Source organism: Mesorhizobium sp. USDA 4775 (assembly GCF_054062655.1).
In genome coordinates this window covers 6134213-6158172 of the sequence record NZ_JBSSFM010000001.1, presented here as the reverse complement: position 1 = coordinate 6158172, position 23960 = coordinate 6134213, and the positions used below count along the sequence as shown (strand labels likewise).

The 23960-nt window shown below is 62.8% G+C and carries 24 protein-coding genes; 10 read left to right on the top strand and 14 right to left on the bottom strand.

Annotated elements, in window-relative coordinates; all coding sequences use genetic code 11:
• Nucleotides 1-42 precede the first annotated feature (42 nt).
• Nucleotides 43-1227, bottom strand: a complete 1185-nt coding sequence (locus ACVILI_RS30255) for a pyridoxal phosphate-dependent aminotransferase (RefSeq protein ID WP_038649391.1) — start codon at nt 1225-1227, stop codon at nt 43-45.
• 83 nt (nt 1228-1310) lie between these two features.
• Between ACVILI_RS30255 and ACVILI_RS30250 the strand changes: the two genes are divergently transcribed.
• The 4 genes from ACVILI_RS30250 (at nt 1311) to denD (ending at nt 4264) form a co-directional block, all read left to right on the top strand.
• Entirely contained in the window at nt 1311-1997 is a 687-nt protein-coding gene (locus tag ACVILI_RS30250; RefSeq protein ID WP_027047365.1) for a GNAT family N-acetyltransferase, read from the top strand.
• 10 nt (nt 1998-2007) lie between these two features.
• Complete coding sequence (locus ACVILI_RS30245) at nt 2008-2979, top strand: cation diffusion facilitator family transporter (protein WP_038649388.1); 972 nt, start codon at nt 2008-2010, stop codon at nt 2977-2979.
• A gap of 82 nt (nt 2980-3061) precedes the next feature.
• Nucleotides 3062-3274, top strand: coding sequence for a hypothetical protein (locus tag ACVILI_RS30240; RefSeq protein WP_019861021.1), 213 nt, complete (start codon nt 3062-3064; stop codon nt 3272-3274).
• A 12-nt stretch (nt 3275-3286) separates the two neighbouring features.
• Complete coding sequence (gene denD / locus ACVILI_RS30235) at nt 3287-4264, top strand: D-erythronate dehydrogenase (RefSeq protein ID WP_019861020.1); 978 nt, start codon at nt 3287-3289, stop codon at nt 4262-4264.
• Between the two features lie 36 nt (nt 4265-4300).
• Here the strand turns inward: denD and ACVILI_RS30230 are convergent, their stop codons facing one another.
• From ACVILI_RS30230 to ACVILI_RS30215, 4 genes are all read right to left on the bottom strand, one after another.
• Complete coding sequence (locus tag ACVILI_RS30230) at nt 4301-5524, bottom strand: nickel/cobalt transporter (protein WP_038649385.1); 1224 nt, start codon at nt 5522-5524, stop codon at nt 4301-4303.
• The gene (locus ACVILI_RS30225) at nt 5521-6189 is read right to left on the bottom strand and encodes a DUF1007 family protein (protein WP_027047363.1); all 669 of its coding nucleotides are present in this window, start codon (nt 6187-6189) and stop codon (nt 5521-5523) included. Before ACVILI_RS30225 ends, ACVILI_RS30230 begins: the two co-directional genes overlap by 4 nt.
• Nucleotides 6190-6388: 199 nt before the next feature.
• Nucleotides 6389-7288: a LysR family transcriptional regulator gene (locus tag ACVILI_RS30220; RefSeq protein ID WP_019861014.1), complete on the bottom strand. Its 900-nt coding sequence runs from the start codon at nt 7286-7288 to the stop codon at nt 6389-6391.
• Between the two features lie 3 nt (nt 7289-7291).
• Entirely contained in the window at nt 7292-8488 is a 1197-nt protein-coding gene (locus ACVILI_RS30215; RefSeq protein ID WP_457102721.1) for an amidase, read from the bottom strand.
• 542 nt (nt 8489-9030) lie between these two features.
• On the opposite strand from ACVILI_RS30215, the gene odc2 reads away from it, so the two are divergent.
• Nucleotides 9031-10164: an ornithine/lysine decarboxylase gene (gene odc2, locus ACVILI_RS30210; protein WP_064980756.1), complete on the top strand. Its 1134-nt coding sequence runs from the start codon at nt 9031-9033 to the stop codon at nt 10162-10164.
• 152 nt (nt 10165-10316) lie between these two features.
• The gene (locus tag ACVILI_RS30205; protein ID WP_038649376.1) at nt 10317-10886 is read left to right on the top strand and encodes a GNAT family N-acetyltransferase; all 570 of its coding nucleotides are present in this window, start codon (nt 10317-10319) and stop codon (nt 10884-10886) included.
• Nucleotides 10887-10970: 84 nt separating this feature from the next.
• On the opposite strand, the gene ACVILI_RS30200 is transcribed toward ACVILI_RS30205, so the two are convergent.
• From ACVILI_RS30200 to ACVILI_RS30185, 4 genes are all read right to left on the bottom strand, one after another.
• Nucleotides 10971-11255 (bottom strand): SCP2 sterol-binding domain-containing protein, encoded by a 285-nt coding sequence (locus tag ACVILI_RS30200; RefSeq protein WP_019861010.1) that lies wholly within the window; start codon nt 11253-11255, stop codon nt 10971-10973.
• Nucleotides 11256-11435: 180 nt separating this feature from the next.
• Complete coding sequence (locus tag ACVILI_RS30195) at nt 11436-11972, bottom strand: hypothetical protein (RefSeq protein WP_038649373.1); 537 nt, start codon at nt 11970-11972, stop codon at nt 11436-11438.
• A gap of 118 nt (nt 11973-12090) precedes the next feature.
• On the bottom strand, nt 12091-12516 hold the full coding sequence (locus ACVILI_RS30190; protein ID WP_027047362.1) for a hypothetical protein: 426 nt from the start codon (nt 12514-12516) through the stop codon (nt 12091-12093).
• A 13-nt stretch (nt 12517-12529) separates the two neighbouring features.
• Nucleotides 12530-13159, bottom strand: coding sequence for a rod-binding protein (locus ACVILI_RS30185; protein ID WP_019861006.1), 630 nt, complete (start codon nt 13157-13159; stop codon nt 12530-12532).
• A 258-nt stretch (nt 13160-13417) separates the two neighbouring features.
• On the opposite strand from ACVILI_RS30185, the gene ACVILI_RS30180 reads away from it, so the two are divergent.
• A complete protein-coding gene (locus ACVILI_RS30180; protein ID WP_051726865.1) occupies nt 13418-14458 on the top strand; it encodes an aminopeptidase in 1041 nt (346 codons plus the stop codon).
• 17 nt (nt 14459-14475) lie between these two features.
• Here the strand turns inward: ACVILI_RS30180 and ACVILI_RS30175 are convergent, their stop codons facing one another.
• Entirely contained in the window at nt 14476-15162 is a 687-nt protein-coding gene (locus ACVILI_RS30175) for a GNAT family N-acetyltransferase (RefSeq protein WP_240564539.1), read from the bottom strand.
• Nucleotides 15163-15183: 21 nt separating this feature from the next.
• Nucleotides 15184-15567: an SMU1112c/YaeR family gloxylase I-like metalloprotein gene (gloA2, locus tag ACVILI_RS30170; protein ID WP_084791672.1), complete on the bottom strand. Its 384-nt coding sequence runs from the start codon at nt 15565-15567 to the stop codon at nt 15184-15186.
• Between the two features lie 257 nt (nt 15568-15824).
• Between gloA2 and ACVILI_RS30165 the strand changes: the two genes are divergently transcribed.
• Both ACVILI_RS30165 and ACVILI_RS30160 read left to right on the top strand, forming a co-directional pair.
• Nucleotides 15825-17564, top strand: a complete 1740-nt coding sequence (locus tag ACVILI_RS30165) for a peroxidase family protein (RefSeq protein WP_038649367.1) — start codon at nt 15825-15827, stop codon at nt 17562-17564.
• Nucleotides 17565-17566: 2 nt separating this feature from the next.
• Nucleotides 17567-17968 (top strand): hypothetical protein, encoded by a 402-nt coding sequence (locus ACVILI_RS30160; protein WP_038649365.1) that lies wholly within the window; start codon nt 17567-17569, stop codon nt 17966-17968.
• Here ACVILI_RS30160 and ACVILI_RS30155 read toward each other — a convergent pair.
• On the bottom strand, nt 17930-19996 hold the full coding sequence (locus tag ACVILI_RS30155; protein ID WP_457102720.1) for a BTAD domain-containing putative transcriptional regulator: 2067 nt from the start codon (nt 19994-19996) through the stop codon (nt 17930-17932). The two genes, ACVILI_RS30160 and ACVILI_RS30155, sit on opposite strands and share 39 nt — an antisense overlap.
• A 23-nt stretch (nt 19997-20019) precedes the next feature.
• Nucleotides 20020-21330, bottom strand: a complete 1311-nt coding sequence (locus ACVILI_RS30150; protein WP_457102719.1) for a YcaO-like family protein — start codon at nt 21328-21330, stop codon at nt 20020-20022.
• Between the two features lie 508 nt (nt 21331-21838).
• Between ACVILI_RS30150 and ACVILI_RS30145 the strand changes: the two genes are divergently transcribed.
• The gene (locus tag ACVILI_RS30145) at nt 21839-23392 is read left to right on the top strand and encodes a peroxidase family protein (RefSeq protein ID WP_032920738.1); all 1554 of its coding nucleotides are present in this window, start codon (nt 21839-21841) and stop codon (nt 23390-23392) included.
• Nucleotides 23393-23575: 183 nt separating this feature from the next.
• Here ACVILI_RS30145 and ACVILI_RS30140 read toward each other — a convergent pair whose 3' ends face one another.
• Nucleotides 23576-23959 carry a hypothetical protein gene (locus ACVILI_RS30140; protein ID WP_038649356.1) on the bottom strand — a complete coding sequence of 128 codons (384 nt, stop codon included), beginning with the start codon at nt 23957-23959 and terminating at the stop codon, nt 23576-23578.
• Nucleotide 23960: the final 1 nt, after the last annotated feature.

Here is a 23960-nt window from a genome sequence, read left to right as displayed (position 1 = left end):
CCGGCCACAAACCATCCCGACCCGCGCGGCAGACGCTAAGCCTCACTTGGCGAGGAACGCCCCGATCCGTTCCAGCGCGCGCAAGATGTTCTCCTCGGAGTTGGCGTAGGAGAGCCTGACATAGCCTTCGCCGAGAATGCCGAAATCGGGGCCGCCGATCAGCGCCACGCCGGCGTCGTCGAGCAGCGCGGAGGCGAGCTTCTTTGCCTTCCAGCCGGTCTTCGAGACATTGGGGAAGGCGTAGAACGCGCCCTTGGGCGTGATGCAGGAAATGTTGGGCAAGGCGTTCAGCCCCTCGACCACGACCTTCCTGCGGCGGTCGAAGGCGCGCATCATCGTGTCGACATCGTCCTGCGGGCCATCGATGGCCGCGATGCCGGCGAACTGGCTCGGCGCGTTGACGCAGGACCAGCAATTGACCGCCAGCTTGCGTACCTTGTCGTAGAGATGGGCACCCTTGTCGCCGTTCGGCCAGATCGACCAGCCCATGCGCCAGCCGGTCATCGCCCAGGTCTTGGACCAGCCATTGAGCACGATCAGCCGGTCGCGGATTTCGGGGAAGCGGAGCAGCGAGCAATGCGTCTCGCCGTCATAGGTCATGACGTCGTAGATCTCGTCGGAGAGGATGGCGACATCGGGGTGCTTCTCCAGCCCCTTGACCAGCTTCTCGATTTCGGCGCGCGGCGTGACGCCGCCGGTCGGGTTGGCCGGCGAGTTGAGGATCAAGAGCCTGGTCTTGGGGGTGATCAGCGCCAGCGTCTCTTCTGCCGAAAAGGCAAAGCCGTTTTCCTCTCGCATCGGCACGGGAATGGGGGCCGCGCCGGTGAATTCGATCATCGAGCGGTAGATGGGAAAGCCGGGGTCGGGATAGAGGATCTCGGCGCCGGGTTCGCCGAACATCAGGATGGCGGCGAACATGGTCGGCTTGCCGCCGGGCAGGATCATCACCGTCTCGGGCGAGACCTCGACGCCGGTGGTGGTCAGCGTGCGCCGCACCACCGCCTCGCGCGTTGCCAGAAGCCCGTTGGCGGGCGTGTAGCCGTGGTGGCCGTCACGCAGCGCCTTGATCGCGGCCTCGACGATGTGCTGCGGCGTCTTGAAGTCAGGCTGGCCGATGCCGAGATTGACGATGTCGCGACCCTGTTGGGCCAGAGCAGTCGCCCTCGCGAGCACCGCGAAGGCATTTTCCTCGCCGAGACGGTCGAAGGCCGAAATCGTGTGGAGCATTTTTCCCGTCCGTGTGGTTCTTACTGTGGGGTTGCGTTTTTGTGAGCTTCGGCCCGCAAAAGTCAAACGGATTGGAGTCTTCGGTGTCGGAAAATCTCAAAGATTGGCAACCGCGCCCGCGACCCGAGCGCAAGGCGATCGACGGCCGCTATGTCAGGCTCGAACCGCTCAGCGCCTCAAAGCACGGTGACGGGCTCTATGAAGCGTCTTCCGTGTCCGATGTCGACGGCCGCTTCGCCTGGCTGCCCGACTATCCGCCGGAAACCCGCGCCGCCTTCCAGCCCTGGCTGGACAAGGTCGAGGCGAGCGAAGACCCGCTGTTCTTCGCCGTCATCGACAAGGCCAGCGGCAAGGTCGCCGGCCGCCAGACATTGATGCGCATCGATCCCGCCTACGGCGTCATCGAGATCGGCAACATCTATTGGGGGCCGCTGATCTCGCGCAAGCCGGGCGCGACGGAAGCGCAGTTCCTGTTCATGAAATACATCTTCGACGAACTGGGTTACCGCCGCTACGAATGGAAGTGCAACAACCGCAACGAACCGTCGAAGCGGGCCGCGGAACGGTTCGGCTTCAAGTTCGAAGGCATTTTCCGCCAGCACCTCATCGTCAAGGGTGAAAACCGCGATACCGCATGGTATTCGATCATCGACAAGGAATGGCCGGCCCTGCGCAAAGCCTATGCAGCGTGGCTCGATCCGGCCAATTTCGACAGCGCCGGCCAGCAGAAGCGACGGCTCGAGGATTTTCGCGCGGATTTCGGCGCCTAGGAGTTTGCCATTGGCGCATTCCCACGACCATAGCGGCCATGATCACGGCGGTGCCGGCCATATGCATGGCGCGACCGACAAGAAGCGCGTGCTGATCGCCGCCTGCCTGACGGCGGGCTTCATGGTGGCGGAAGCGCTTGGCGGCCTGTTCACCGGATCGCTGGCGCTGCTGGCCGATGCCGGCCACATGCTCGCCGACGCCATCGCACTCGGCCTTGCCTGGTATGCCTTCCATCTTGCCGGGCGGCCGGCGACCGGGCAGCTCACCTATGGCTTCGGCCGGGTAAAGACATTGGTCGCCTACACCAACGGCATCGCCATCTTCGCCATCGCGCTGTGGATCGTCTACGAGGCCTGGCAGCGCCTGCTCACACCGGCGCCGGTGCTGGGCGGACCGATGCTCGTGGTGGCGATCCTCGGCCTGCTGGTCAATATCGGCTCCTTCCTGGTGCTGCATGGCGGCGACCGCGAAAGCCTCAACATGCGCGGCGCCATCCTGCATGTGCTGGGCGACCTGCTCGGCTCGGCCGCGGCGATCGTGGCGGCCCTGGTCATCCTGGCGACCGGCTGGACGCCGATCGACCCGATCCTGTCGGTGCTGGTCTCGCTGCTGATCCTGTCGACGGCCTGGTCGCTGATGCGCGCCGCAGCCCATGTGCTGCTCGAAGGCGTGCCGCCAACCCTCGACCGGGATCTGATCGCCACGGACATCCAGAGCGCGGTCAAGGGCGTGCGCGAGGTGCATCATATGCATATCTGGTCGCTGGACGGGACAAGCACCATGGCGACGCTGCATGCCTGCCTCGACGAGGGCCTCGATGCCCATCAGGCCGTCAGCGCCATCAAGAAGCGGCTTGCCAGCGAGCATGGCATCAGCCATGCCACCGTGGAACCGGAATTCGGCCAATGCGCCGACGAGGCCGACGACCACGATCATGAGCATGAGCACGATGCGGCCGCGCATCACAGCCACCATCACTAAGCCCGGTCGGCAACCGGCCCCGCCTCAGGAGTTCCACAGCTTTGAAAGCCAGCTTGACGAATGCCCGCTGCCCCGGTGCTGCATGATGGACCGCGACACCAGGAATGCCGCTATTGCCGCGCTGTGGATCATGCTGCTGTTCGGCATTGCCGCCTTCTACCTGCCAACCGTGATGCTGGCACTCGGCAGTCTCTCAACCGTGCTCGCCGGTATATTCGGCATCGTCTTCGTGCTGGCGTTTTTCCTCGTCTTCTGGCTGCGCGCGCGCAGCCAGCGCAAAAATCAGGACAAGTAAGGGAATTTTGACATGCGCATTCTGATCACTGGCGCCGCGGGCATGGTCGGCCGCAAGCTCATCGCCCGGCTGGCCAAGGACGGCACGCTGCGCGGCAAAAAGATCGCCGCGCTCGACCTGCACGATATCGTGCCGCCGCAGGCCCCGGCCATGGAGGGCGTCAGCATCAGCACCCATACCGGCGACCTTGCGGAAGCTGGTGCTGCCGAAAGCCTTGTCGCGTCGCGGCCGGATGTCATCTTCCATCTCGCCGGCATCGTGTCGGGCGAGGCGGAAGCGAATTTCGACCTCGGCTACCGCGTCAATCTCGACGGCACGCGGGCTTTGTTCGATGCGATTCGCCTGGCGGGTTTTGCGCCGCGCGTCGTCTTCACCTCGTCGATCGCGGTGTTCGGCGCGCCGTTCCCGGATATCATCCCCGATGACTTTCACCCGACGCCGCTGACCTCCTATGGTACGCAGAAGCAGATGAGCGAGGCGCTGCTTGCCGACTATTCCAGGCGCGGCTTCTTCGACGGCATCGGCATCCGCCTGCCGACCATCTGCGTGCGGCCCGGCAAGCCGAACAAGGCGGCCTCCGGCTTCTTCTCCGGCATCATCCGCGAGCCCTTAAGCGGGCAAGAGGCGATCCTGCCGGTGCCGCGCTCGGTTGTGCACACCCATGCCAGCCCGCGCTCCGCGGTGAACTTCCTGATCCATGCGGCGGAGATCGACAGTGCCGTGGTCGGGCCGCGCCGCAATCTGACGATGCCTGGCGTCGCCGTCACCGTCGGCGAGCAGATCGAGGCGCTGGAGCGTATTGCCGGGCCGAGAGTGGTAAAGCTGATCCGCGAGGTACCGGACGAGACGATCTGGGCGATCGTCAAGGGCTGGCCGACCCGCTTCGAGGCGAAGCGGTCACGGGAGCTCGGCTTCAGCGCCGAGAAGAGTTTTGACGAGATCATCCGCGCCCACATCGAGGATGAGCTGGGCGGCCAGATTCCTGGGTAGGAGTTGCCATCCCATTTCGATGGGATGGGGAAGGGCCTAGACGCTGCCGGTCAGGCTGGCCGACAGCAGCAACAATCCGAACAGGAAGACGAAGGCGGCGCCGCCGATCTCGACGATCGAGTGGATGCGGTTGCCCATGCGGCCGTCGCCGGCGAAATACACCGCCCAATTCTTGGCGGTCACGGCAAGCGTTGCCAGCGCCGAGACGGTGATGGCGGTGCCTAACGACATTGCCAGCACCGACAGCAGGCCGCCGATCCAGAGCCCGTTGAGCAGCGCGAAGCTCAGCACGATCAGTGCGCCGGAGCAGGGGCGGATGCCGACGGCCGCCACCGCCGACCAGGCGGTGCGCCAGTCGAAGCGATCGCCCGACAGCAGCGCTGGATCGGGCGCATGCGAGTGGCCGCAGGTTTCGCAGACCTCGCCCACCGCGTGATCGTGATGCGCATGGTCATGATGCGCGTGATCGTGCGCGCCATGGTCGTGATGGTGGTCATGCGCGGCGTGCTCGTGATGGCTGTGCGAATGGTCATGGTCATGGTCGTCATGCCCATGCAGTGCGTGCGAATGCGCATGCGCCGAATGGCTGTGCGCGGCATGCGAATGACCCGCGTGAGAGTGCCCAGCGTACGAGTGCCCCGCATGCGAATGGCCGGCGTGCGCCGCCGAGAGACTGTAGGCGGGCGCCTTGCCGAACAGGCGCAGGATGGACGGGCCGAGCTTGCGCCACAGCAGCCAGGCGCCGAACAGAGTGACGAGAGCAAAGCTCATAATCTCCATGAACCAGGCCGCGTCGGTCATCGAGATGGTTGTGCCGCGCAGGACGAAATAGGCAAGCAGCATGACGGCGATCGCCGTCAGGCCCTGCAGCAGTGCCGAGACGAAGGACAACAGGATGCCGCGCCGCAGCGCCACCTCATTGGCCACCATATAGGACGAGATCACCGCCTTGCCGTGGCCGGGACCGGCGGCATGGAAAATGCCATAGGCGAAGGACAGGCCGATGAGCACCCAGAGCTTGCTGTTGTCCTGGCGCATCGCCTTCATGGCTGTCGCCAGCGCGCGATAGAATTCCTGCTGGCGCAGGTTGATCCACATCAGGATGTGGGCGAACGGACCGGTGGTGGGCGCCATGCCGTCATTCACGCCGATGCCGAGCGAAGACTGGGCGTGCGCGGCATTGGCGAAATGCATTGCGGCAAAGGCGAGGGCCAACAGGCCGAATGCCAAACGCAGGGACGGTTTCGTCACCGGCTTCATCCTTCTGGCTGACAGGTCAGTTCGAGCTTGGTGGCAAAGATCTTGCTCATGTCGGTGCCTGTCGGGTCGTTGAAGAAGGCATCCGTCAGGGTCTTCTGGTTTTCCTTGATGGCTTCATCCGGATCCGGACGGATCACCTTGCTGGTGCAATTCGACGGCAGGCCTGCAACGGTGATGTTGGAATCCTCGGTGAAGTCGATCGCCGTGTAGAAGGTCGGGTCGTAGACGCCGATGTCGATCGTGCCGGTCAGCTTGATCGGCTCCTTGGGTTCCGACTCGAACAGGATGATCAGCTGGTCGTTGTCGAAATTGGCCATCAGATGTGGAGGCGGCACCATCTTCACGTCCTTGCCGTTCTGCGTGACGAGCTGGAAATAGTTGAATTCGGCCAGCGAGGCATGAACGGTGTCGGCGACCTCCTTCAGCTCCTTGTCGTCAAGCTTCAGGTCGGAGTTCTTGTCGAACTCCATCATCACCGTACTCGAAAACAGGTCGTCGAAGCGCCAGAGATGACGCAGCGCTTTCACACTTTGGTGATCCGGAGAGAGGATCACGTCCAGGCGTGCCTCGGCAAAGACGTGCGGATGCACGTAAGCCGGTCCCGTCGCGGCAAGGGTCGCCGCCAGGGCCGAGGCCAGTATGATTGCGTGCCGTTTGAGCTGCATTCCCGGTCGCGATTCCCTTGGCTTTGGAGAGAAACCGAAGGTTACCAGAAAGGGGGCGAAATTGGGACCGCCAGTGCGCGTCACCCAAAAGTGCGCAGCGGTTTTGGGATCATGACACGCACAAACTCAGAGCGTGTCACCCAAAAGTGCGCAGCGGTTTTGGGACCACGACACGCACGCCACAGGAACCTGGGGCAGGTCAAGCGACCTCACGCGTCCTGAACCACTGCACCAGGAAGTCGACGAAAACACGGACCTTGGCCGGCAGATAGCGGCGATGCGGGTAGACGGCGAAGATGCCGCCGCCCGACAGGATGCGGTCGTCGAGTGCCGTCACCAGCTGGCCGCTCTTGAGATCGGGCGAGGCGATGAAATCCGGCAGGATGCAAAATCCGAGTCCCGACAGGGCCGCGGCCCGCGCCGCCATCGGGCTGTTGACCTCGATCGGGCCTGATACGGCGACGCTCAGCTGATCGTTGTTGTCGCCCTTGAACGCCCAGTTGTTCAGCCCGCGGCCGTTGGTGTCGACGATGCAGGGCATATGGCCGAGATCCTGCGGCCGCGTCGGCATGCCATGCTTGGCGATCAGTTCGGGCGAGGCGCAGAGTTTCACCGAAAACGGCGCCAGGCGTCTCGCGATCAGCGACGAATTCTCCAGGCGCGAGATGCGCACGGCGAGGTCGAAGCCCTCCTCGACCAGGTCGACGAAGCGGTCGTCGAGCTGGATGTCGAGCACGATGTCGGGGTGCTGCTTGGCGAAGTCGATCAGCGACTGGCCGATCGGCGCATCGGCGAAGGTGCGCGGCGCCGACAGTTTGATCCTGCCGCGCACGTCGCCGGAGGATTCTCGCACGGCGTCCGCCAGGCTGTCGACCTCGCGTACGATCTCCGAGGCGCGCCGGTAATAGGTGTGGCCGGCCTCGGTCATCGAGAATTGGCGCGTCGTGCGGTTCAGCAGCAGCGCGCCGAGTTCGTCCTCCAGCTCGCGCACATATTTCGACAGCAGCGCCTTGGAGCGGCCGATCTTGCGCGCCGCCGCCGAAAAGCCCTCGGCCTCGACGACGTCGATGAAGGCGCGCATGCGGGTCAGTGTGTCCATGGTTCAGGCCCTTTGTGCTGCGTCGAGAAGTTTTCGGCCGAGCCGTATCAGGGCAATGTCGCTGCCGGAAGGGCCTAACAGCGAAAGCCCGAACGGTGCGCCGGCGACCGAGCCGATGGGCAAGGTGATCTGTGGAAAGCCGGAAAGCCCGGCGAGGCACAGAAGATGCAAGGCGCGCTCGCGATAGGCCTGGAACTCCTCCGGCGTCGAGTCGACATAGGGCGCCGGGCCCGGCACCGTCGGCAGGACAAGGAAGCCGTCCTTGCCGAGCAGGGCGCTCAGCTCGCCACGAAAGGTCAGGCGGCGCACTTTTTCGGCCTGCGCCGTGCGGTCATCGACGGCGCGGCCGAAGCCGAAACGCTCCTCGACGCCGGGACCAAGGTCGCGCTCGCCGCTGGTGATCCATTCGCCATGCACGCCCCAGGCTTCCTTGGCCTGCAGCCGGCGAAAGCACCAGTGGAGTTCATCAGAGGAAGAGCTGAAGTGCTCGGTCGAGGTCGCCGGCGCACCGAAAACCGTGCCCACCAGCGCCTTCATTGCGGCATATCCGGCAAGTGCGGGGCGAGCGACCATCTCGTCCAGCCAGGTGAGCGATATCGGGCGGTCCAGCGAATGCTGGTGCGGGTCGCGGCCGAGCAGCAGCTTGCCGACGGTCTCATAGGTCTCGATGTCATCGGCGAACCAGCCGAACGTGTCGAAGCTCGGCGCCAGCTTCATGGTGCCGTCGAGTGAAATGCGGCCATGTGTGGTGCGCAGCCCGATCAGGCCGCAAAAACTTGCCGGCGCGCGGATCGAGCCGCCGGTGTCGGAACCGGTCGCGATGTCGGCCAGCCTGCCCGCCACCGCCGATGCCGATCCGGACGACGAGCCACCGGTGACGCGGTCGGGCGCCGCAGGGTTCACCGGAAACGGAAGATGCGCGTTCTGGCCGAACAGCGCGAAGGCCAGCTCGTCGGTCTGCGTCTTGCCGACGAAGCGGGCGCCGGCATCGAGAATCGCCTGCACGGCCGGCGCCGTGCGCGAGGCGGCATTGCCTTCGGCGAATTTCCTGGAATTGCCACAGCCGGTGCGGTAGCCGGCGACGTCGTAGATGTCCTTGACAGCCAGCCGCAGGCCCGCGAGCGGGCCGAGTTCGGCATGAGCCACGGGCACCTGGCGAAGATCGAGGAAGGCGTTGTAGGGGCCGTGCGTGCCTGTCATCGTTCGATATCCGGATACGGTTGCATGTACATTGTTCGATGCCGGAAATTTTACAACCTGCGATACGATTTTTATTGATTGTGAAATCCTTCGCCCCTATATCGCGCTTGCCCAAAGTCGCACGTGCCTGTGGGTGTCCGCCGATCCTCGAATGGTGAGGGAAATCGGTAAGGTAACTGGAGCCAACCCCTCCAGTCGGTCTAGCGGCCAACCGCCAGCCCGAGGACACCTTGAAGCAACGACGGTGCGGGCCTTTCTGGTTCTCTGCCGGTTGTCCAAAGACCGGGGTTACTGAAGAGGCACACCTTCATTGCCGGCAGTGCGGAACGGGGTTCTCCCAATCCAAGCCAAGGCAGACAAAGCGGACCGAAGCCGGGCAAGGCCGAGGTTCATCGCCGCGAGACGGCGTTTCATGGTTCCGGGGTCTCCACCGGCTGGTTCCATGGATTTTCCGTCCCGCCTTTGTCCACCGCGTGTTCGCGAGGCCGACAGCCCGCGTCCGCACCCTTGTGCGCGCCGAAAGGCGTGTTTGGAGAAACCCGATGGCTACCCAGCGCATCCTCGATTTCCTCGCCACCCGACGTCCGTCCGGCCCTTGCCTCGTCGTCGACCTCGATGTCGTGCGCGACAATTTCCGCGCCTTCGAGAAGGCGCTGCCCGATTCCAAGATCTACTATGCGGTGAAAGCAAACCCGGCGCCGGAAATCCTGCGCCTCCTTGCTGCGATGGGCTCGTCCTTCGACACCGCTTCCGTTGCCGAAGTCGAGATGGCGATGGACGCGGGTGCGCCCGCGGACCGCATCTCCTTCGGCAACACCATCAAGAAGGAGCGTGACATCGCACGCGCCTACCAGCTCGGTATCAAGCTGTTCGCGGTCGATTGCGTCGAGGAGGTCGAGAAGATCGCCCGCGTCGCTCCCGGCGCGCGCGTGTTCTGCCGCGTGCTGACCGACGGCGAAGGCGCCGAATGGCCGCTGTCGCGCAAGTTCGGCTGCGTGCCGGCCATGGCCGTCGACGTGCTGCGTCATGCCAAGAGCCTCGGCCTCGACGCCTATGGCGTGTCGTTCCATGTCGGCTCGCAGCAGACCGACCTGACCGCCTGGGACCGTGCGTTGGCCGACGCCAAGAAGGTGTTCGCCACGCTGGCCGAGGAAGGCATCGTCTTGAAGATGGTCAACATGGGCGGCGGTTTCCCGACGCGCTATCTGCGCGACGTGCCGGCGGCCCAGGCCTATGGCCAGGCGATCTTCTCGGCGCTGCGCAAGCATTTCGGCAATGCCATTCCCGAAACCATCATCGAGCCGGGCCGCGGCATGGTCGGCAATGCCGGCGTCATCAAGTCGGAAGTCGTGCTGATCTCGAAGAAGGCCGACAATGACAATGTGCGCTGGGTGTTCCTCGACATCGGCAAGTTCGGCGGTCTGGCCGAGACGATGGACGAGGCGATCCGCTATCCCCTCGTCACTCGCCATGACGGCTCGGAGACCGCGCCTTGCGTGCTCGCCGGCCCGACCTGCGATTCGGCCGACGTGATGTACGAGAAGACGCCGTATCCGCTGCCTCTGTCGCTGACGATCGGCGACGAGGTGCTGATCGAAGGCACCGGCGCCTACACGACCACCTACTCGGCGGTCGCCTTCAACGGCTTCGAGCCTCTCCGATCCTACGTGATCTGACGGTTCTTTATTTGGCGCATTTTCGGACGGCGAACCGGATACCACTTCGCCTGAAAATGCGCTGAGAACCGATCAGATCATCCGGCGCGGGCGCTTGCCGCCCGCCCGGGCTCGCTTGTGGAACAGATCTCCGCTCGCCAGGGGTTGCGGAAATGGAAATGTCAGTTGAAATCGTAGCTCATGCGCCGGCCTTCTCGATCGTCGCCGAAACCGTCGCCGACGTCGCGGCACGCGAAGCCTTGCTCGATCGTGCCATGGGGCCGATGCGGCGGAAAAAATCGTCGGAGAAGCTGCGGCGGGGCCGCCGGCCTTCGGAAGGCCTGGCTTTCGTCGCGCGCGATGCCTCAGGCGGCGTCGCCGGCACGGTGCGGCTGTGGGACGTCAGGCTGGGTGAGGGCGGCCCGGCGGCATTGCTGCTTGGCCCGCTCGCCGTCGATCCGTCGCTCAAGAATGCCGGCATCGGCTCGGCGCTGATGCGCCACGCCGTGGCCGAGGCGGCGCGTCTCGGCCACGCGGCGATCCTGCTGGTCGGCGATGCGCCCTACTACGGACGCTTCGGCTTCTCGGCCGACAAGACGGGCCGGCTGGCGATGCCAGGCCCCTATGAGCGGCATCGCCTGCTGGCGCTGGAGCTGGTGGACGGCGTGCTCGACGGCGTGCACGGCACGCTGAAGGCTTGCGGCCGCAAGCTGAAGGCCCAGGCGCCGACACTGGCCGCCTGAGGCATCGACCCCGCTATTCCTCAAACAAACGCCGCCTGAAAGGCGGCGTTTTGATTCATTGACCCATCGGGTAATCGTGCGTGCTCAGCCGATCAACTGGCTGAGCGCCATGGCCACCGTCATATCGCCTTCGACTTTGATCTTGCCGGTCATGAACGCCATGGTCGGGTTCAGGTCGCCGGCGATCAGCGAATCGAGATCGTCGAGCGAGAGCTTTATGGTGCAGTCGGTGGGGGCATCGGTGTTCGAGACGGTTGCGCCGTCGATGACGATGACGCCGTCGCCGCCGGTGTCGAACTTCACGGAACGATCAAACCCGCTGCTGGCCACGCGCGACTTGATCTTCTCGGCAATCTCCTGAACGCTCACGCTGTTCTCCCTGTCTGGTTGTACCTGTCGCGCACGGGATTTCGGTCCGGCCGAAGCCCATGCGGCATCTCTGGCGATCACGGTCGCTGCCGCATATAGCTTCTGGTTGACGTTTACGTCAACGCAAATCCTGGAGACTGGTTCCTGTCGCCGCGTCAATAGCCTGTCGGGCACCAGTGGTCAGTGGGCCGGCGGCGCTTCCGCTTCGGCAGGCTTCGCGGTCCCGGCAGCCGCGGTGTCGGAATCCTGCCGACGGCGTAGCCAGTTGTCGCGGATCTCGTCCTTGCTCAGGAAATTGACCTGATCGATCAGAACCTCATGCACCAGGTTCGTGCCGACGCGGCTGTTGACGGTGTCGCGGATGGCGGCGCGAAAGGAATCGAGATCGATCGTCGCCTTCTTGGTGAAGTCGATCTGGGGATTGGCGTAGAGGTAGCTGTAGACCTGGTCGGTGATGAGCGCTTCGGCCGGAATCGACAGTTTCTTTATCTGCTCCGGTTCGACGGTGTAGACGAGCTTGGCCAGGAAATAGCCGCCGATCTTGGAATCGCGGATCAGCGGCACCGAAATGACGTCGGTCTTGACGTAGTCCAGCCCGCCCAGCATCGGCTTGGGTTTCTCGCCGACGCCGCGTTCACCGGCTGCCTGGAACGAATAGAAGACGGCGCCGAGCGTGGCGGCGCAGACCCAGACCGCGATGGCGATGATCTTGATCATTTAGAGCCCGACATCATCGCGCTCTCGAGCCTGTTCCATGCCAATTCAATCGGGATGGGGCTCTATGTTTGAGCATGATCTTTTCCAAAAACCGGCATCCATTTTTCGGGATCATGCTCTAGCCTTTCATCCGGCCGAACTCGCCGGCGGAGTAGGTGCCGTCGGTTTCGGCGCGCTGGATGGCGCTGCGCAGCAGGCTGGCGACCTCGTTGACGGCGCTCAGATGCGCCAGGATCGCCGCCTCGTTCTTCGCCAGTTTCTGGCGCAGCCGGGTCAGGCCCTCGCGGTGCTGTTCGAGGAACTCGGCTTCGCTGCCGCCCTTCATGGCGCGGGTCAGCTCATAGAGATAGCGGCTCTTGCGGGCGTTCGACGCCTTGAGATCATAGCCGGTATCGCTGCGGATGCCGGCAGTCTCTTCCTCGACCACCTCCTCGATGCGGCCGATGATGGCGGCAAGGTTTCCGGGCCGCGCGAACGGGATCGGAGCCTCCGACGCGGTCGTGCGGGCCGGCAGGTTGGCAGTGAATTCGGAAGAATCGGCCATGGTGTTTCCCAGTCTAGATCTTGATGTCTGTTTTTATGGTTGTCTCGTCGCCGGTCATCGATCTGGCGGCCTTGCGCTGCAATTCCTGGACGAGCGAGGTGGACAGACGGGTCTGCTGATCGATCTCGGTCTTTTCCGGTCCGTTTGACACCGGGCCGATCGGCACCTTGCGCTTGCCGTCCATATAGTGGTCGGCAAGCAGCGACTTGGCGATGCCGATGCCGCCGCGCTCGGCCATGACGTCGGCGACGCGCTCGGCGAGCTGCGACTTCCACATGTCGCCGGCCAGACCCGTGCCATAGACGCCCTCTGTGTCCTTGGGCAGCATGTTCTGGATGAAGGTCTGCAAGACCATCGCCTCGAACTTCTTGAATTTTTTGGCCGGATCGGCTGTCGCCGCCGCCTTGTCGGCCGTGGCGCGCGACAGGATCGAGCCGGCATCGACAGACGCCGCGGTATCTAGCGAACCGGGGGTGTCGACCGAAAAGGCACCGGCAGCGGCGCCCGCGCGCTTGGTCAGCGCGGCGCGGGCAGCCTCGATATCCATCGGATCGGCAGCTCGGGCGACATCCATAACGATGTCGCTGGGTGGAGAAATCGCCAAGAAAGTCCGCCTTTTACCGGGTTTCCTTAGCCAGACCATGCCTCAACAAGCTTGTGGCAGGCTTGCGCGAGGGGGAGGAGGGCGGACTGTGGGGATTGAGCGGCTGCTTCGGGTTCTCGCCGACCTTGCCTGCGGCGGTAGGCGGATGGCCGGAGTGCCCTGCCAACGTCGAAAGTCGCTCCGCTGCCTCTACAGGTCTTGACGGGAATTGGCGTGCCTGTTTGAGAACGGGGGGCGAGACATTCGCTGCATGGGAGACGGGCAAGCGGTGGGCAAACAGTGAAGCGCGTTCTTCGAATGCTTGCCGCCGTGATTGTGGCGTCCGGCCTGGCCGGGTGCACCAGCATTTCCTACTACGCGCAGTCTGTGGAGGGCCACGTGCAGATCATGGCCGCGCGGAAAAATGTCGGAAGGCTTATCCGCGATCCCTCGACGCCCGAGGCATTGCGCGCAAAATTGACGTCGGCCAGCGCCATACGCCGCTTTGCCACGGAAGAACTGGCGCTGCCCGACAACAGCAGCTATCGCAGCTATGTCGACATCGGTCGGGCCGATGTGACCCTTGCCGTTTTTGCCGCGCCGCAATTCTCGCTTACGCCGATAACCTGGTGCTTTCCGGTCTTCGGTTGCGTTCCGTACCGGGGTTACTTTTCCCGGAAATCAGCGGCTGAAAGCGTCGCCGAACTGCAGCGGCAAGGACTGGACGTTTATGTGTCAGGCGTCACCGCCTACTCCACGCTGGGCTGGTTCAGCGACCCGCTGCTCAGCACCATGCTGCGTCAGGACGACACTTACATCGCCAGCCTTATCTTTCATGAGCTGGCGCATCAGAAGATCTATGTGAACAACGACTCCGCGTTCAACGAGGCTTTCGCGGTCGCCGTCGAAACCAGCGGTGTGAGGAGATGGCTCCGAGCTACCGGCAATCGCGCCGGATTGCGCCGCTACGAAGCCGATCGCAACCGCCGGGCGGATTTTCTCGGGCTGATAGCGAAAACGCGCGATGAGTTGCGGCAGGTCTATGGAAGTCCCCGCGCACGTGAGCAGATGGCGATTGCCAAGGCCGCCACGATCGACAGGCTGCGGATGCGCTATCGGCAGATGCGCGACAAAAGCTGGGCCGGATACCGGGGATACGATGCCTGGTTCGATGCCCCTATCAACAATGCAAAGCTCGCCGCGACTGCCGTCTACGGTGAACAGGTTCCAGCGTTCCTTCATTTGTTCGATTTGTGTTCCGGCGATTATCCAAGGTTCTACGCTGCTGTTCGCCGGATCGCGGATTTGCGCGAACCTTCCCGTGCCGAAGCGCTCAAGGCCGCGGATACGTGCAATTGATTGAGCAAGCTCGGGACCTAGCGGTCTGGCGTCGCCTTGCTCGTCAACAGTGATGATCCAATGTCTGCGTCGAGCGCGAAGCGCTCGCAGCGCTCGCCGTCGAACACATCGATGAAGCTCTCGATGTGCTTGAAGCCGAGCTTCGCCAATATCCGCAGCGACGCGAAATTGCGCGCCGCTGCCTCGGCCGTCACCTGTTCAAGCGCCAGGGTTTCAAAGGCGTAGCGCAGGACTTCGCGCGCCGCCTCGCTGCCCATTCCGTGCCCCCAATGCGCGCGCGCCAGCACAAATCCCAATGCGGCTGCCTTGGCGTCGGTTGTGCCGAAGGACAGGGTTATCGTCCCGATCGCGTCCGATACTCCCGCCTGGTCTATGGACCACTGGATCGCCCTACCGTCGGCGAACCGCTGACGCGAGCGGGCCAACCATCGCTCGCCCGCTCCTATGTCGCTGGGAATGTGATCACCGGCAAGGGAGGCGGATTCGACATCCGTCGCGCGCGCAAACCATGCCGGGATATCCCGTTCGCTGGGCGCCCGAAGCATGAGCCTTGGTGTCATGAGTTTGGGAAATCGGACTGCTTCCATGAGGGCATTTTCGACCCGAGGCGGCGCCAATGCAACGGCGCGGGCAGGCCGCGTCCGCCAGCTGGAAATGACGGCCCCGCTTGCGTCCGGAACCAGCCATTCAGCCGCAACCAGCATGGTCGCGAAAGCGTACCGTTCCTATGGGACTTCGTAGAGTTCCAGCGGCAATCCATCTGGGTCGTTGAAGAAGGTAAACCGTTGATCTGTATATGGGTCGATGCGGATTGGCTCAACGGCGACGCCGGCGGCTTCCAGGCGCATGATCACGGGATCAAGATTGGCCACGGCAAATGCCAGATGCCTCAGGCCTGTCGCCTCTGGATAGGACGGCCTCGTCGCTGGGGCGGGGAAGGAGAACAATTCCAGCTGGACGGACCCGATCCGCAGATCGGCCTTCCATGACTGTCGCTCCTCCCGATAGACCTCCCGGATCAGATCGAGGCCGAGGAGTTCGACATAGAACCATCGCGACCGGTCGTAGTCGGTGCAGATGAGCGCGACGTGGTGAATGGCGTTCAGCATGTTGTGAACTCTAGCGAAGCTTGGATTTGAGGCCAAGGTCACCAGCGGGCACGAAGCACTTTGTTATGTCGCCACTCAAAGATACAGTACGGCAGCTTCCAGGCTTGGCGGGGATCGGCGGACGGCGACCATGCGGCGCATTGCTGACCGGCAGATTTTGAGCCGTCAACTTTCCTGGCGCGCCGCGAAATTAGTAGCATTTCACGCTGGTTTCACGACACGTATGGAATACGGTCCAAGGGACGGGGAGAACCGGAATGAACGCTCATCGCGGCACGACTACCGCCGGGCTGGCCGTGTCGGGCGGTGTTCAAGGCATCGCCGGCATTGTCGATCCGCGTCAGGTGCAGTTTCGCAACTTTGGCAATGTTGCCGGCGCGGACGAAGCCAAGCTCTATCATGGCCTGGAGACGCCTTGGGCCACTCAGTGCCTGTTTGCCAAGCTGCTGCGCAGGATGAGTGCGGCATCCGCCGGAGGTGGCAATAAAACCAACGAGCGGATTCCGGCAGGATACACCTATCTTGCCCAGTTCGCCGCACACGACATTATCCGCAATTCCTCGCTCAGTCCCTTGTTGGCGGCCCACGAGGCAGAGCGCCGCAACGAACGCGAGGAGGCGCTCCTGCTCGACGTGCTTTACGGCGGCGGACCGTTCTCGGACCCTGGTTTGTATGTAGTGGCCAAGCCCGGTGAAGTTGTCAGGTCGCTTATGCGTACCGGGCCAATGGCACCGCCGTCACCCAACGCCATGGCGATGCCCGCGGGCGCCTGCCCCTTTGCCATACGCGACTTGCCACGCTTTCAGCAGGCCGATCTGAGCGATGGATTCGAAAGCGGTCGGACGGATGTCTTGGTCGCAGACCAGCGTAGCGACGACAACGCCAACATTGCGCAAATGACGGCGCTTTTCCTGCATCTGCACAATGCCGTGGCCGGTGCACTGAGCAGCAGCGGAATACCCAAAAAAGACGTCGAACTGCCGGCAGGTGCGTATCTTTTCGACCGGACACGCCGCGTCACGACGGCGATCTACCGGAATGTGCTGCAAAATGATTTGCTGCCGCGCCTTATCGCCAAGCCGATATGGGACCTCTACAACGCGAACGGGTTCAGACCACTGGTCGACATGCCGCAAGGTGTCCCGATTGAGTTTTCCCACGCGGCATACCGCTTGGGCCATTCCATGGTCAGGCTTTCCTATGTCTTCAATGACCAGCATCCGGAAGGCGAAGGGCTGGAAAACGTGTTGCTCAACCGCTCCTCATCACGCCCGCATAGATTCCCGGTCTCCGAACACTGGATCGCCGATTGGTCGCATTTCTTCCAGATCGCCGGCTCGACGCCGCAGTTCAGTCGGCGTATCGGACCAACGGTCAACGAAGTGCTGCTGAGTGCCTACAGCATGCCGATCCTGTGCGTCGGCCCCGATTCAAAGCCACTTGACCCCGCCACGGCGGGTCTGTTGAGCGAGGCAGACAGGGCTGCACTACCCGATCCGAATGCGTCGGGACTTTTGTTCAGCGATTTGGTCCGAGGAACCATTGGTGGCCTGCTCAGGCTCGATGCCTTGATCGAACAATTGCCTCAGGCCGCTCTCGCGACCGCGCCGTTACTCGGCGATGCCGGGAAGCGTGACCAGGCTATTCGATCCTGGCTTCAAGGTTCGACCGTTGCCTTCACCGCGGCCGAGGCGACTGAGCTGGCAGAAAATCCGCCGTTGCTGTTCTGGCTGTTGTTGGAGGCCGCGATCGAACAGGACGGGCTGTGTTTCGGTACCATCGGATCGGTGATTGTAGGGGATGTCTTCATGGCAAGGTTCGCGGCCTCGCGCGCCATGATCGAAGACGACCCAATTACGCAAGACCTCGTCGCCAGACTGTTTCCCACCGGCATCCCGCGAACAATGGCCGACCTGATCCTTTTCGTCGCCAGCGCGCTCAATCTGGGCGACGCCTGGCCCCGGTTTATCACCCCGCCTACAACTCCTGGAGCTTAACCATGGCTGACCCCGTCGACAATCTGGACGCCTTTCCCGAACCGATCCAAACCCTAAACTTCGAGGCGACCGGCCGCAAGGTGGTGCAATGGGCACAGGATCCCAGCACGCGTCCGCGCGACTTGGCCGAGTTCAAGGCGCAACTCGATGGACTCGTCGTCGTGCCGGACCGCTACAAGGAAATCCAGATCGTGCAGGGATACGACCACGTCTTCTTCCTGCGGTTACCGCCCAACAATCAAGTGACGCAATCGCAAAAGAAGCTCCAGGCCGAACAAGGTGGCATGGCCGACTATGGCATTCCGGAATTCTATTTCGATGCCATTCTCGAAAAGGTGCCGTTCAACCGCGACAGTTTCTTCTACTCACGCATTGCGGACTACACCATTCGGGGCTGCCGATAGAACGGGCTCTGGCAAAGGCATATGGCTGACGACAATGCCGGCCCCGGCCAGCCCTTGGCGCAGTGCCTCGAGGGCATCTGGACTGTAGATCGGAAAGCTGTCCATGAGCCATGTGCCGACGTTGCCCGGCTCCGGTGACTCATTTCCAAACCACGTCGTCTTCAGCTGCGCTAAAAATCGGTCGGCCTCTTCATGCGCCGCTTTCTCGTTGCCGAGCAAGGCGAGCGCCGCAGCCTTCCAGCCGCCGATGTACGACACACTATCGGCGGCGCGCTCGGCCGCTTCGACGCAACCGGCATAGTCGCCAAGCAGGAACCGCACGCCCACCTGATAGCTCCATTGCAGGCGTGAAACGCCGAGTCCGGTCTGCAGCGCCAGAGTGGCAATACGCCGCGCGTTCTCGCGATCATCGCAATAGGCAAGCCCGAGAGACGCGGAGACCAAGGTCCAGGGGTCGTTGCCATTGAGTTCGCAGGCCAGAAGGAAGCTGATGGCTGCCTGCTGCGGGATGCCGTTCATGGCGTAGGACCACGCCAGATGCAGTTGGCTTCGGGAATCGATCGGATCGATCTGGGTCGCCTGCTTGGCAAACGTCAGCGCTTCGGCGTGGCGTTCGCGTCGCCGGCCGATGCCGGGGAAGATCAAATGCCGTGAATTGATGATGCCGGCCAACCCGGCGTAGGCGGCAGCGAACCGTGGTGACTCTGCGATGATTGATCTGAACAGAGCCTCGGCCCTCTCCTCTGACTCCGGGCGCCATTGAAAGATCAGCTCCTGCGCCCTCAGCCAGCGGTCGAACTGCTCCAGCGACAGGTCCGGTATGCTGGCGATCTGAACCAGCCGTTCGGACGACATGCTGACGCCCAGCGCGACGGCGATGCGGCGGATGAGCCTCTGCTGGGTCTGGTACCACTGGCTGTTTTCGATGACAAACTGCTCACTCCAGATGTAGCGCCCCGATGCAAGCTGCTTAAGCGTCATGCTGAGACGCAATGTCGGCCCGTCGATAAATCCGGTCGCCTCGATGCAATAGGCATTCTCGGTGAAGCGGGGGGGATGCCCTTCCCATTCCATTACCGCCCAGTCGCGGAATCGCACCAGGGACGCGACCAGTTCACTGCGGAAGATTTGCACGGCGTTGCGCGCGCGGACGGAACCGCTCACCAATTCGAACTCCCGCACGAACAGCAGCACGCCGGCGGCGGGCTCTTGCAGCCGTTGCGCCTGGGACCCGAACGCCTCGGCGGCGATTGCGGTCACCGCCCCCCTGTCCGTGGCCCCGATCGTACCAAGCTTGATGTCACTGACCAGTGCCTGCGTGGCGGCTGAAGGTTCGCTGTCGAACTCTGTTTCAAGCAGGTCCCAAAGCCCCTTATAGGCCCTCAAGGCCGTTGCTTGGTCGCCCATCCGAGCCGACGCTTCCATGACTGCGCGGCACCCGATCTCGTTGGTCGGATCGAGATTGAGCAGGGCTTGTCCGGCTCGCTTTAGCGCTGGCCAGTCTGCCGCAGCCTTCGCCATCGCTTCCAGACACGAGATAAATTCATCCTGAAGGCATTGCCGCTGGACGAGGACCCAATTCCGAAACGAGGGGTCGATGTCGTCCAGGCCATTGAGAAAGCTTTCGGCGACACGCTGCCTCTCCAGAAGGATGGGCGGAATCCTTCCAGCTTTCAGATCGTGCCTGATCTCACTCACATCCACTGTGACGAGCGACTGCTTCAGCGTCACGTTGAGCCGGTCTCCGAGGAAGACCCCTTCGACTTCAGCCAGGCAGGTCTTGAGATCGACTACGGTTTGCCTGAGCGAGGCCCTCGCTCGTGCCTCGTCCGATTCACTCCAGAGCAAACCGCAGATGCGCTCGCGGGTTTCAAAACCATGAGGGCTGAGTGCAAGATAGGCAAGGACGGCACGCGATTTGCGGTTTCTCACGGCGATGTCTCGCCCAGATTGGCTCAGCGCTACCTTGTCAAGCGTCGTGACACGGATCAGCGGCGCAGTCCTCGTTGGGGAGTTGTGCCCGATCATCGTTGTCCCGCAACTGCCTCCGTCTACATAAGATCGGCGCGGCCGCTCGGGCCGGCCTGGTCAATGAGGGAACGAAGCCGACGCGACTGGAACGGCGACGGAAGAGGTTGCAGCCCTGGGACGAAGACTTTGGCGACGGGAATGTCAAACATCGGCGTGGTCAGATCTGCTGCGTATATGTGGTATTGCTTTTTAAGCATTTCGCCAACCAAGGATACGAAATTCAAGCCCTTTTCGGCATTTTTGTGCATCAGCAGGCTACTGGACAGGTGTGAGATGAGGTCCGTGTCGATTGCGCCAGGGGTCTCGGGGCGCTCCTCCTGCCGGCTGTCGACCTCGTCGAGCCTCTCAACTCCCTGTTCTGCGCGTTTCATTGCCGCCACATCGAGAGCCAATTCCATCTGGCACATTTCCAGCAGCGCCGCCCTCAGGGCGTTGCCCGCGTCCAGCCTGCAAGCCAGCCCGACTACCAGGCCGCGACCATCCGCGTCGAAGGATAGCGCCGCGATTACAGGCGCGGGAAACTCACCCGATATGTCGAGAAACTGGGTGCATCTGCCGAGCTTCTCCTGCCTTATCCGCGCAAGCAGATCGAGCACGCCCGCGCCGGCAAGCGCTTCCAGTCCAATCAACCGGCCGCCGCGCCTGCTGCGCCACCAGGCGGCAGCCGCATCTCGCTCGATTGCTTCCAGCAGCGCCGAGGTCAGGGCAGCTTCGTGGGTTATCCCTGCGGCGCATCCGCAACTGGTCACCCAGGCGCTCCGGTTGGCGCTGCGAATGAAAAGTGTCTCGGGCAAATAGCCCTGCCGACCGTCGTCCAGCCGGCGCACGGGCACCCATCGGTCACTTTCACCGAAACCGGACTGCACCCGGAAATCATCGAGGTGTTCAGCCAGCCGAACGTCCTGCCAATGGCTTACACCATCTACCATCGTGCGGTTCATCGTCCCGTGCGGCACTTGCCATTCGCTATGATATTCGATGCCCTCGCCGATGCAGGCCTCGAATGCGCGCCCCGGGGTGAGGCCGACACCACTGAAGCTGGCAGAAGCGGGTGAGGCCGAATCTCCCCAACTGCGGTGTACCTGCGCACCAAAGAAGTGCAGCCCCGGTGCGTAGCGGGCGTGCAAGCGGAACAGATTGCCAAAGTTTGCCGCAGCTGAGAGTAGTCCTTGGCGGTTATTTGTCGCTATCAAGCCGGGATCTGTATCACCAGAGTCAAGGTAGCCGAGCGCACCGAGCAACCCGCGTGCCATTGCAGCCTGTTCAGGCGCTAGATCTTGCGGCCGTGAACAAAATCGCGCTGCCAGTTCAAACGCGTTTGCGGCGGTCAATCCACAATCCTCGCTGTTGAAGAAACCCTTTCCCTATTGTCTGCCACTTTCGCCCTACGATCTTGATCGGGTCAACAAAACGTTGCGTGCGAGGCGACCCAAGCTCGGCAAAGACACGGAGCTAAAGATGGCCGTCATCTCACGCTGATTTCACGCTAGCTGGGATAATGGTTGTTTCCGAGACGTCATCTCGACTGCCCCGGAGCTGAACGACCCGAACCGGACCCATCGAGACGATGGAAGATCGGCGCCAATTCATTTTCCTCCCGGGAGCGGCGCCGCGGGGCCATGACCGGATGGGGCCGGTCTGTGCCTCGCGGCCCACTGGGAAGGGCGAAGCGGCTTCGTCGACACAAGGCCATTCTGGGTTTCCTCCCGGGAGCGGCGCCGCGGGGCCATACCGGATGGGGCCGGTCTGTGCCTCGCGGCCCACTCGGAAGGGCGAATTGGCTTCTTCGACACAAGTCCATCCTCGGATCAAGAAATTCGACAACACAGGAGATCAAAAATGGCAGCGCATGGCACCCCGCCCCGTGGCATTGATGCGACACGATCGCCGTTGTTCGAAGGCCGCTTCGGTCGCATGTTCCGAAATCTGGCACCCGCAACGTTCGGGGCAAACGACCAGGACAACCGACGCAACCTCAAGGCGCTCGGCGCCGCCATGTCTGCTGACATTGACGAGCCGAAAGATGGGCTCGATGCCGAGGAAAGCGGGATTCCTGCCCTCTATACCTATTTTGGCCAGTTCGTTGACCACGACATCACATTCGATCCCGTCAGCACCTTGCGTAAATCGCTGGATCCCGATGGGCTCGTGGATTTCCGCACGCCGAGCTTTAATCTGGATAATGTCTACGGCCGGGGTCCAGCCGACCAGCCTTACATGTATACGAAAGAAGGCCGCTTCCGCCACGGCGATGCAATGACAGGGGCCGGTGGCCAGCCCGGCCACGATCTGCCGCGCTTCGCCGGACGAGCGATCATCGGCGACCCCCGCAACGATGAAAACAGTCTGGTGTCGCAGCTGCAAGGGCTGATGCTCAACGTGCACAACCGGATGGTCGATGACAATCCGGGCCTGGGTTTTGAAGCGGTCCAGCAGCTCGTCCGCTTCCACTACCAGTATGTGGTCGTGAATGACTTCCTCTCCAGGATCGTTTCGCAACCGATCCTAGACGCACTTAAGACGGACGGCCGCTTCGATCAAAAGCGATTGCGGTACTTCCACTGGCGCAACTTGCCGTTCATGCCAGTAGAGTTTTCGGTCGCCGCCTACAGACTTGGCCATTCGATGGTAAGGCCCGGTTATCGGCTGAACGACGACAAGCTGCTGCCGATCTTCCCACGCGCCGGCAAGCCGCATGAGGAGGCGCTTACCGGCTTCCAGACGATGAAGCCGGGTCGCGCTCTGGACTGGGGTCGATTTATCGACATTGACAAGCGCGCAGGTGGATCGGATCCCGAGACTGGAGATCCTGCCAATGTGCGTCGGCTGCAATTTGCCTACAGGATCGATACATCCCTCGTCGGTTTCCTGCACGATCTGCCGAAAGCCGTGGCGGGCGACCCGCCGGCCTCCCTCGGCGAGCGCAATCTCTTGAGGGGCTGGCTTCTCGGCCTGCCGTCCGGCCAGAGCGTCGCACGTGCCATGGCCATCGAGCCCCTGGCCGATGCGGACATCATAATCGGCAAGGCTGTGGATGCTCCCGAGGATGGTGATGTCGTAGGCCCGATCATCGATGCCGTCACAGCCAAGGGTGGCGACGGCAAGGCCTTCGCCGACAACTGCCCACTTTGGACCTATGTCCTTGCCGAAGCGGCAACAAACAAGACCAACATGGCTATCCCGATTACAGGAGGCGGCACACGTTCCACGCCGCAGCTTGGACCGGTGGGCGGCCATATTGTTGCTGAGGTGTTCCTAGGATTGCTGTTCGGCGACGGCATGTCCTACCTGTCGCTCGATCCTTTGTGGAAGCCTGTGAGCGGGGCAGGCTTCAGACTGAAGGATCTGGTCTCCTACGGGCTCGGCATGGGGCCGTCGCTTCACTACCGGTGAGACAGCGCTCGTTGCAAAATAGACCGCCGTGGCCGATCTCATGCGATCGGCCCTGCGTTCAGCGGCGATATCTGCTTTTGAAGGCCGGTAATAGCCGACCAAGTGACCGAGATGCGGCACAAAGCGGCCGTTCGCGTCGTTCAGGGCGTGCGTCCGCAACGGGCGGTGACCAAATTCCCGCAGCTATTCCTCGCTCCGCTTCTGCGCGATCAGGTCCAGCCGTTCGCGGTCGGAGCGTTCGCGCTCGTCGCGGTTGCGCACGTCCTTGTAGGCGCGCTCGACCATGTTGGTGCGGGCATTTGCCGTGGCGATGAGGCCGGCCTCCTGCCTGGCGCTTTCCAGGCTCGTCTCATGGCGTACCACCGCCTGGGCGATGCGGCGGTGATAGAGATCGGGGAACAGGCCGGAGAGCGAATTGTCCTGGTCAAAATGGCCGATCAATTCCCTGGCCTCGGCTTCCGCCGCGTTAGCCGCGGCCAGGAAAGTGGCGTGACGGGTCTCGTGGAGCGCCTTCAGCTGTTCCTGCACCTTGACCAGTTTCTTCAGGCGGTCCTTGCGCGTGCTCATC

Bases quoted from the DNA above. Each gene is read 5' to 3' on its own strand.
- ACVILI_RS30255 (WP_038649391.1), bottom strand. From the start codon at position 1,227: ATGCTCCACACGATTTCGGCCTTCGACCGTCTCGGCGAGGAAAATGCC.
- ACVILI_RS30240 (WP_019861021.1), top strand. From the start codon at position 3,062: ATGATGGACCGCGACACCAGGAATGCCGCTATTGCCGCGCTGTGGATC.
- denD (WP_019861020.1), top strand. From the start codon at position 3,287: ATGCGCATTCTGATCACTGGCGCCGCGGGCATGGTCGGCCGCAAGCTC.
- ACVILI_RS30230 (WP_038649385.1), bottom strand. From the start codon at position 5,524: ATGAAGCCGGTGACGAAACCGTCCCTGCGTTTGGCATTCGGCCTGTTG.
- ACVILI_RS30225 (WP_027047363.1), bottom strand. From the start codon at position 6,189: ATGCAGCTCAAACGGCACGCAATCATACTGGCCTCGGCCCTGGCGGCG.
- ACVILI_RS30220 (WP_019861014.1), bottom strand. From the start codon at position 7,288: ATGGACACACTGACCCGCATGCGCGCCTTCATCGACGTCGTCGAGGCC.
- ACVILI_RS30215 (WP_457102721.1), bottom strand. From the start codon at position 8,488: ATGACAGGCACGCACGGCCCCTACAACGCCTTCCTCGATCTTCGCCAG.
- odc2 (WP_064980756.1), top strand. From the start codon at position 9,031: ATGGCTACCCAGCGCATCCTCGATTTCCTCGCCACCCGACGTCCGTCC.
- ACVILI_RS30205 (WP_038649376.1), top strand. From the start codon at position 10,317: ATGGAAATGTCAGTTGAAATCGTAGCTCATGCGCCGGCCTTCTCGATC.
- ACVILI_RS30195 (WP_038649373.1), bottom strand. From the start codon at position 11,972: ATGATCAAGATCATCGCCATCGCGGTCTGGGTCTGCGCCGCCACGCTC.
- ACVILI_RS30190 (WP_027047362.1), bottom strand. From the start codon at position 12,516: ATGGCCGATTCTTCCGAATTCACTGCCAACCTGCCGGCCCGCACGACC.
- ACVILI_RS30185 (WP_019861006.1), bottom strand. From the start codon at position 13,159: ATGGTCTGGCTAAGGAAACCCGGTAAAAGGCGGACTTTCTTGGCGATT.
- ACVILI_RS30180 (WP_051726865.1), top strand. From the start codon at position 13,418: ATGCTTGCCGCCGTGATTGTGGCGTCCGGCCTGGCCGGGTGCACCAGC.
- ACVILI_RS30175 (WP_240564539.1), bottom strand. From the start codon at position 15,162: ATGCTGGTTGCGGCTGAATGGCTGGTTCCGGACGCAAGCGGGGCCGTC.
- gloA2 (WP_084791672.1), bottom strand. From the start codon at position 15,567: ATGCTGAACGCCATTCACCACGTCGCGCTCATCTGCACCGACTACGAC.
- ACVILI_RS30165 (WP_038649367.1), top strand. From the start codon at position 15,825: ATGAACGCTCATCGCGGCACGACTACCGCCGGGCTGGCCGTGTCGGGC.
- ACVILI_RS30160 (WP_038649365.1), top strand. From the start codon at position 17,567: ATGGCTGACCCCGTCGACAATCTGGACGCCTTTCCCGAACCGATCCAA.
- ACVILI_RS30155 (WP_457102720.1), bottom strand. From the start codon at position 19,996: ATGATCGGGCACAACTCCCCAACGAGGACTGCGCCGCTGATCCGTGTC.
- ACVILI_RS30145 (WP_032920738.1), top strand. From the start codon at position 21,839: ATGGCAGCGCATGGCACCCCGCCCCGTGGCATTGATGCGACACGATCG.
- ACVILI_RS30140 (WP_038649356.1), bottom strand. From the start codon at position 23,959: ATGAGCACGCGCAAGGACCGCCTGAAGAAACTGGTCAAGGTGCAGGAA.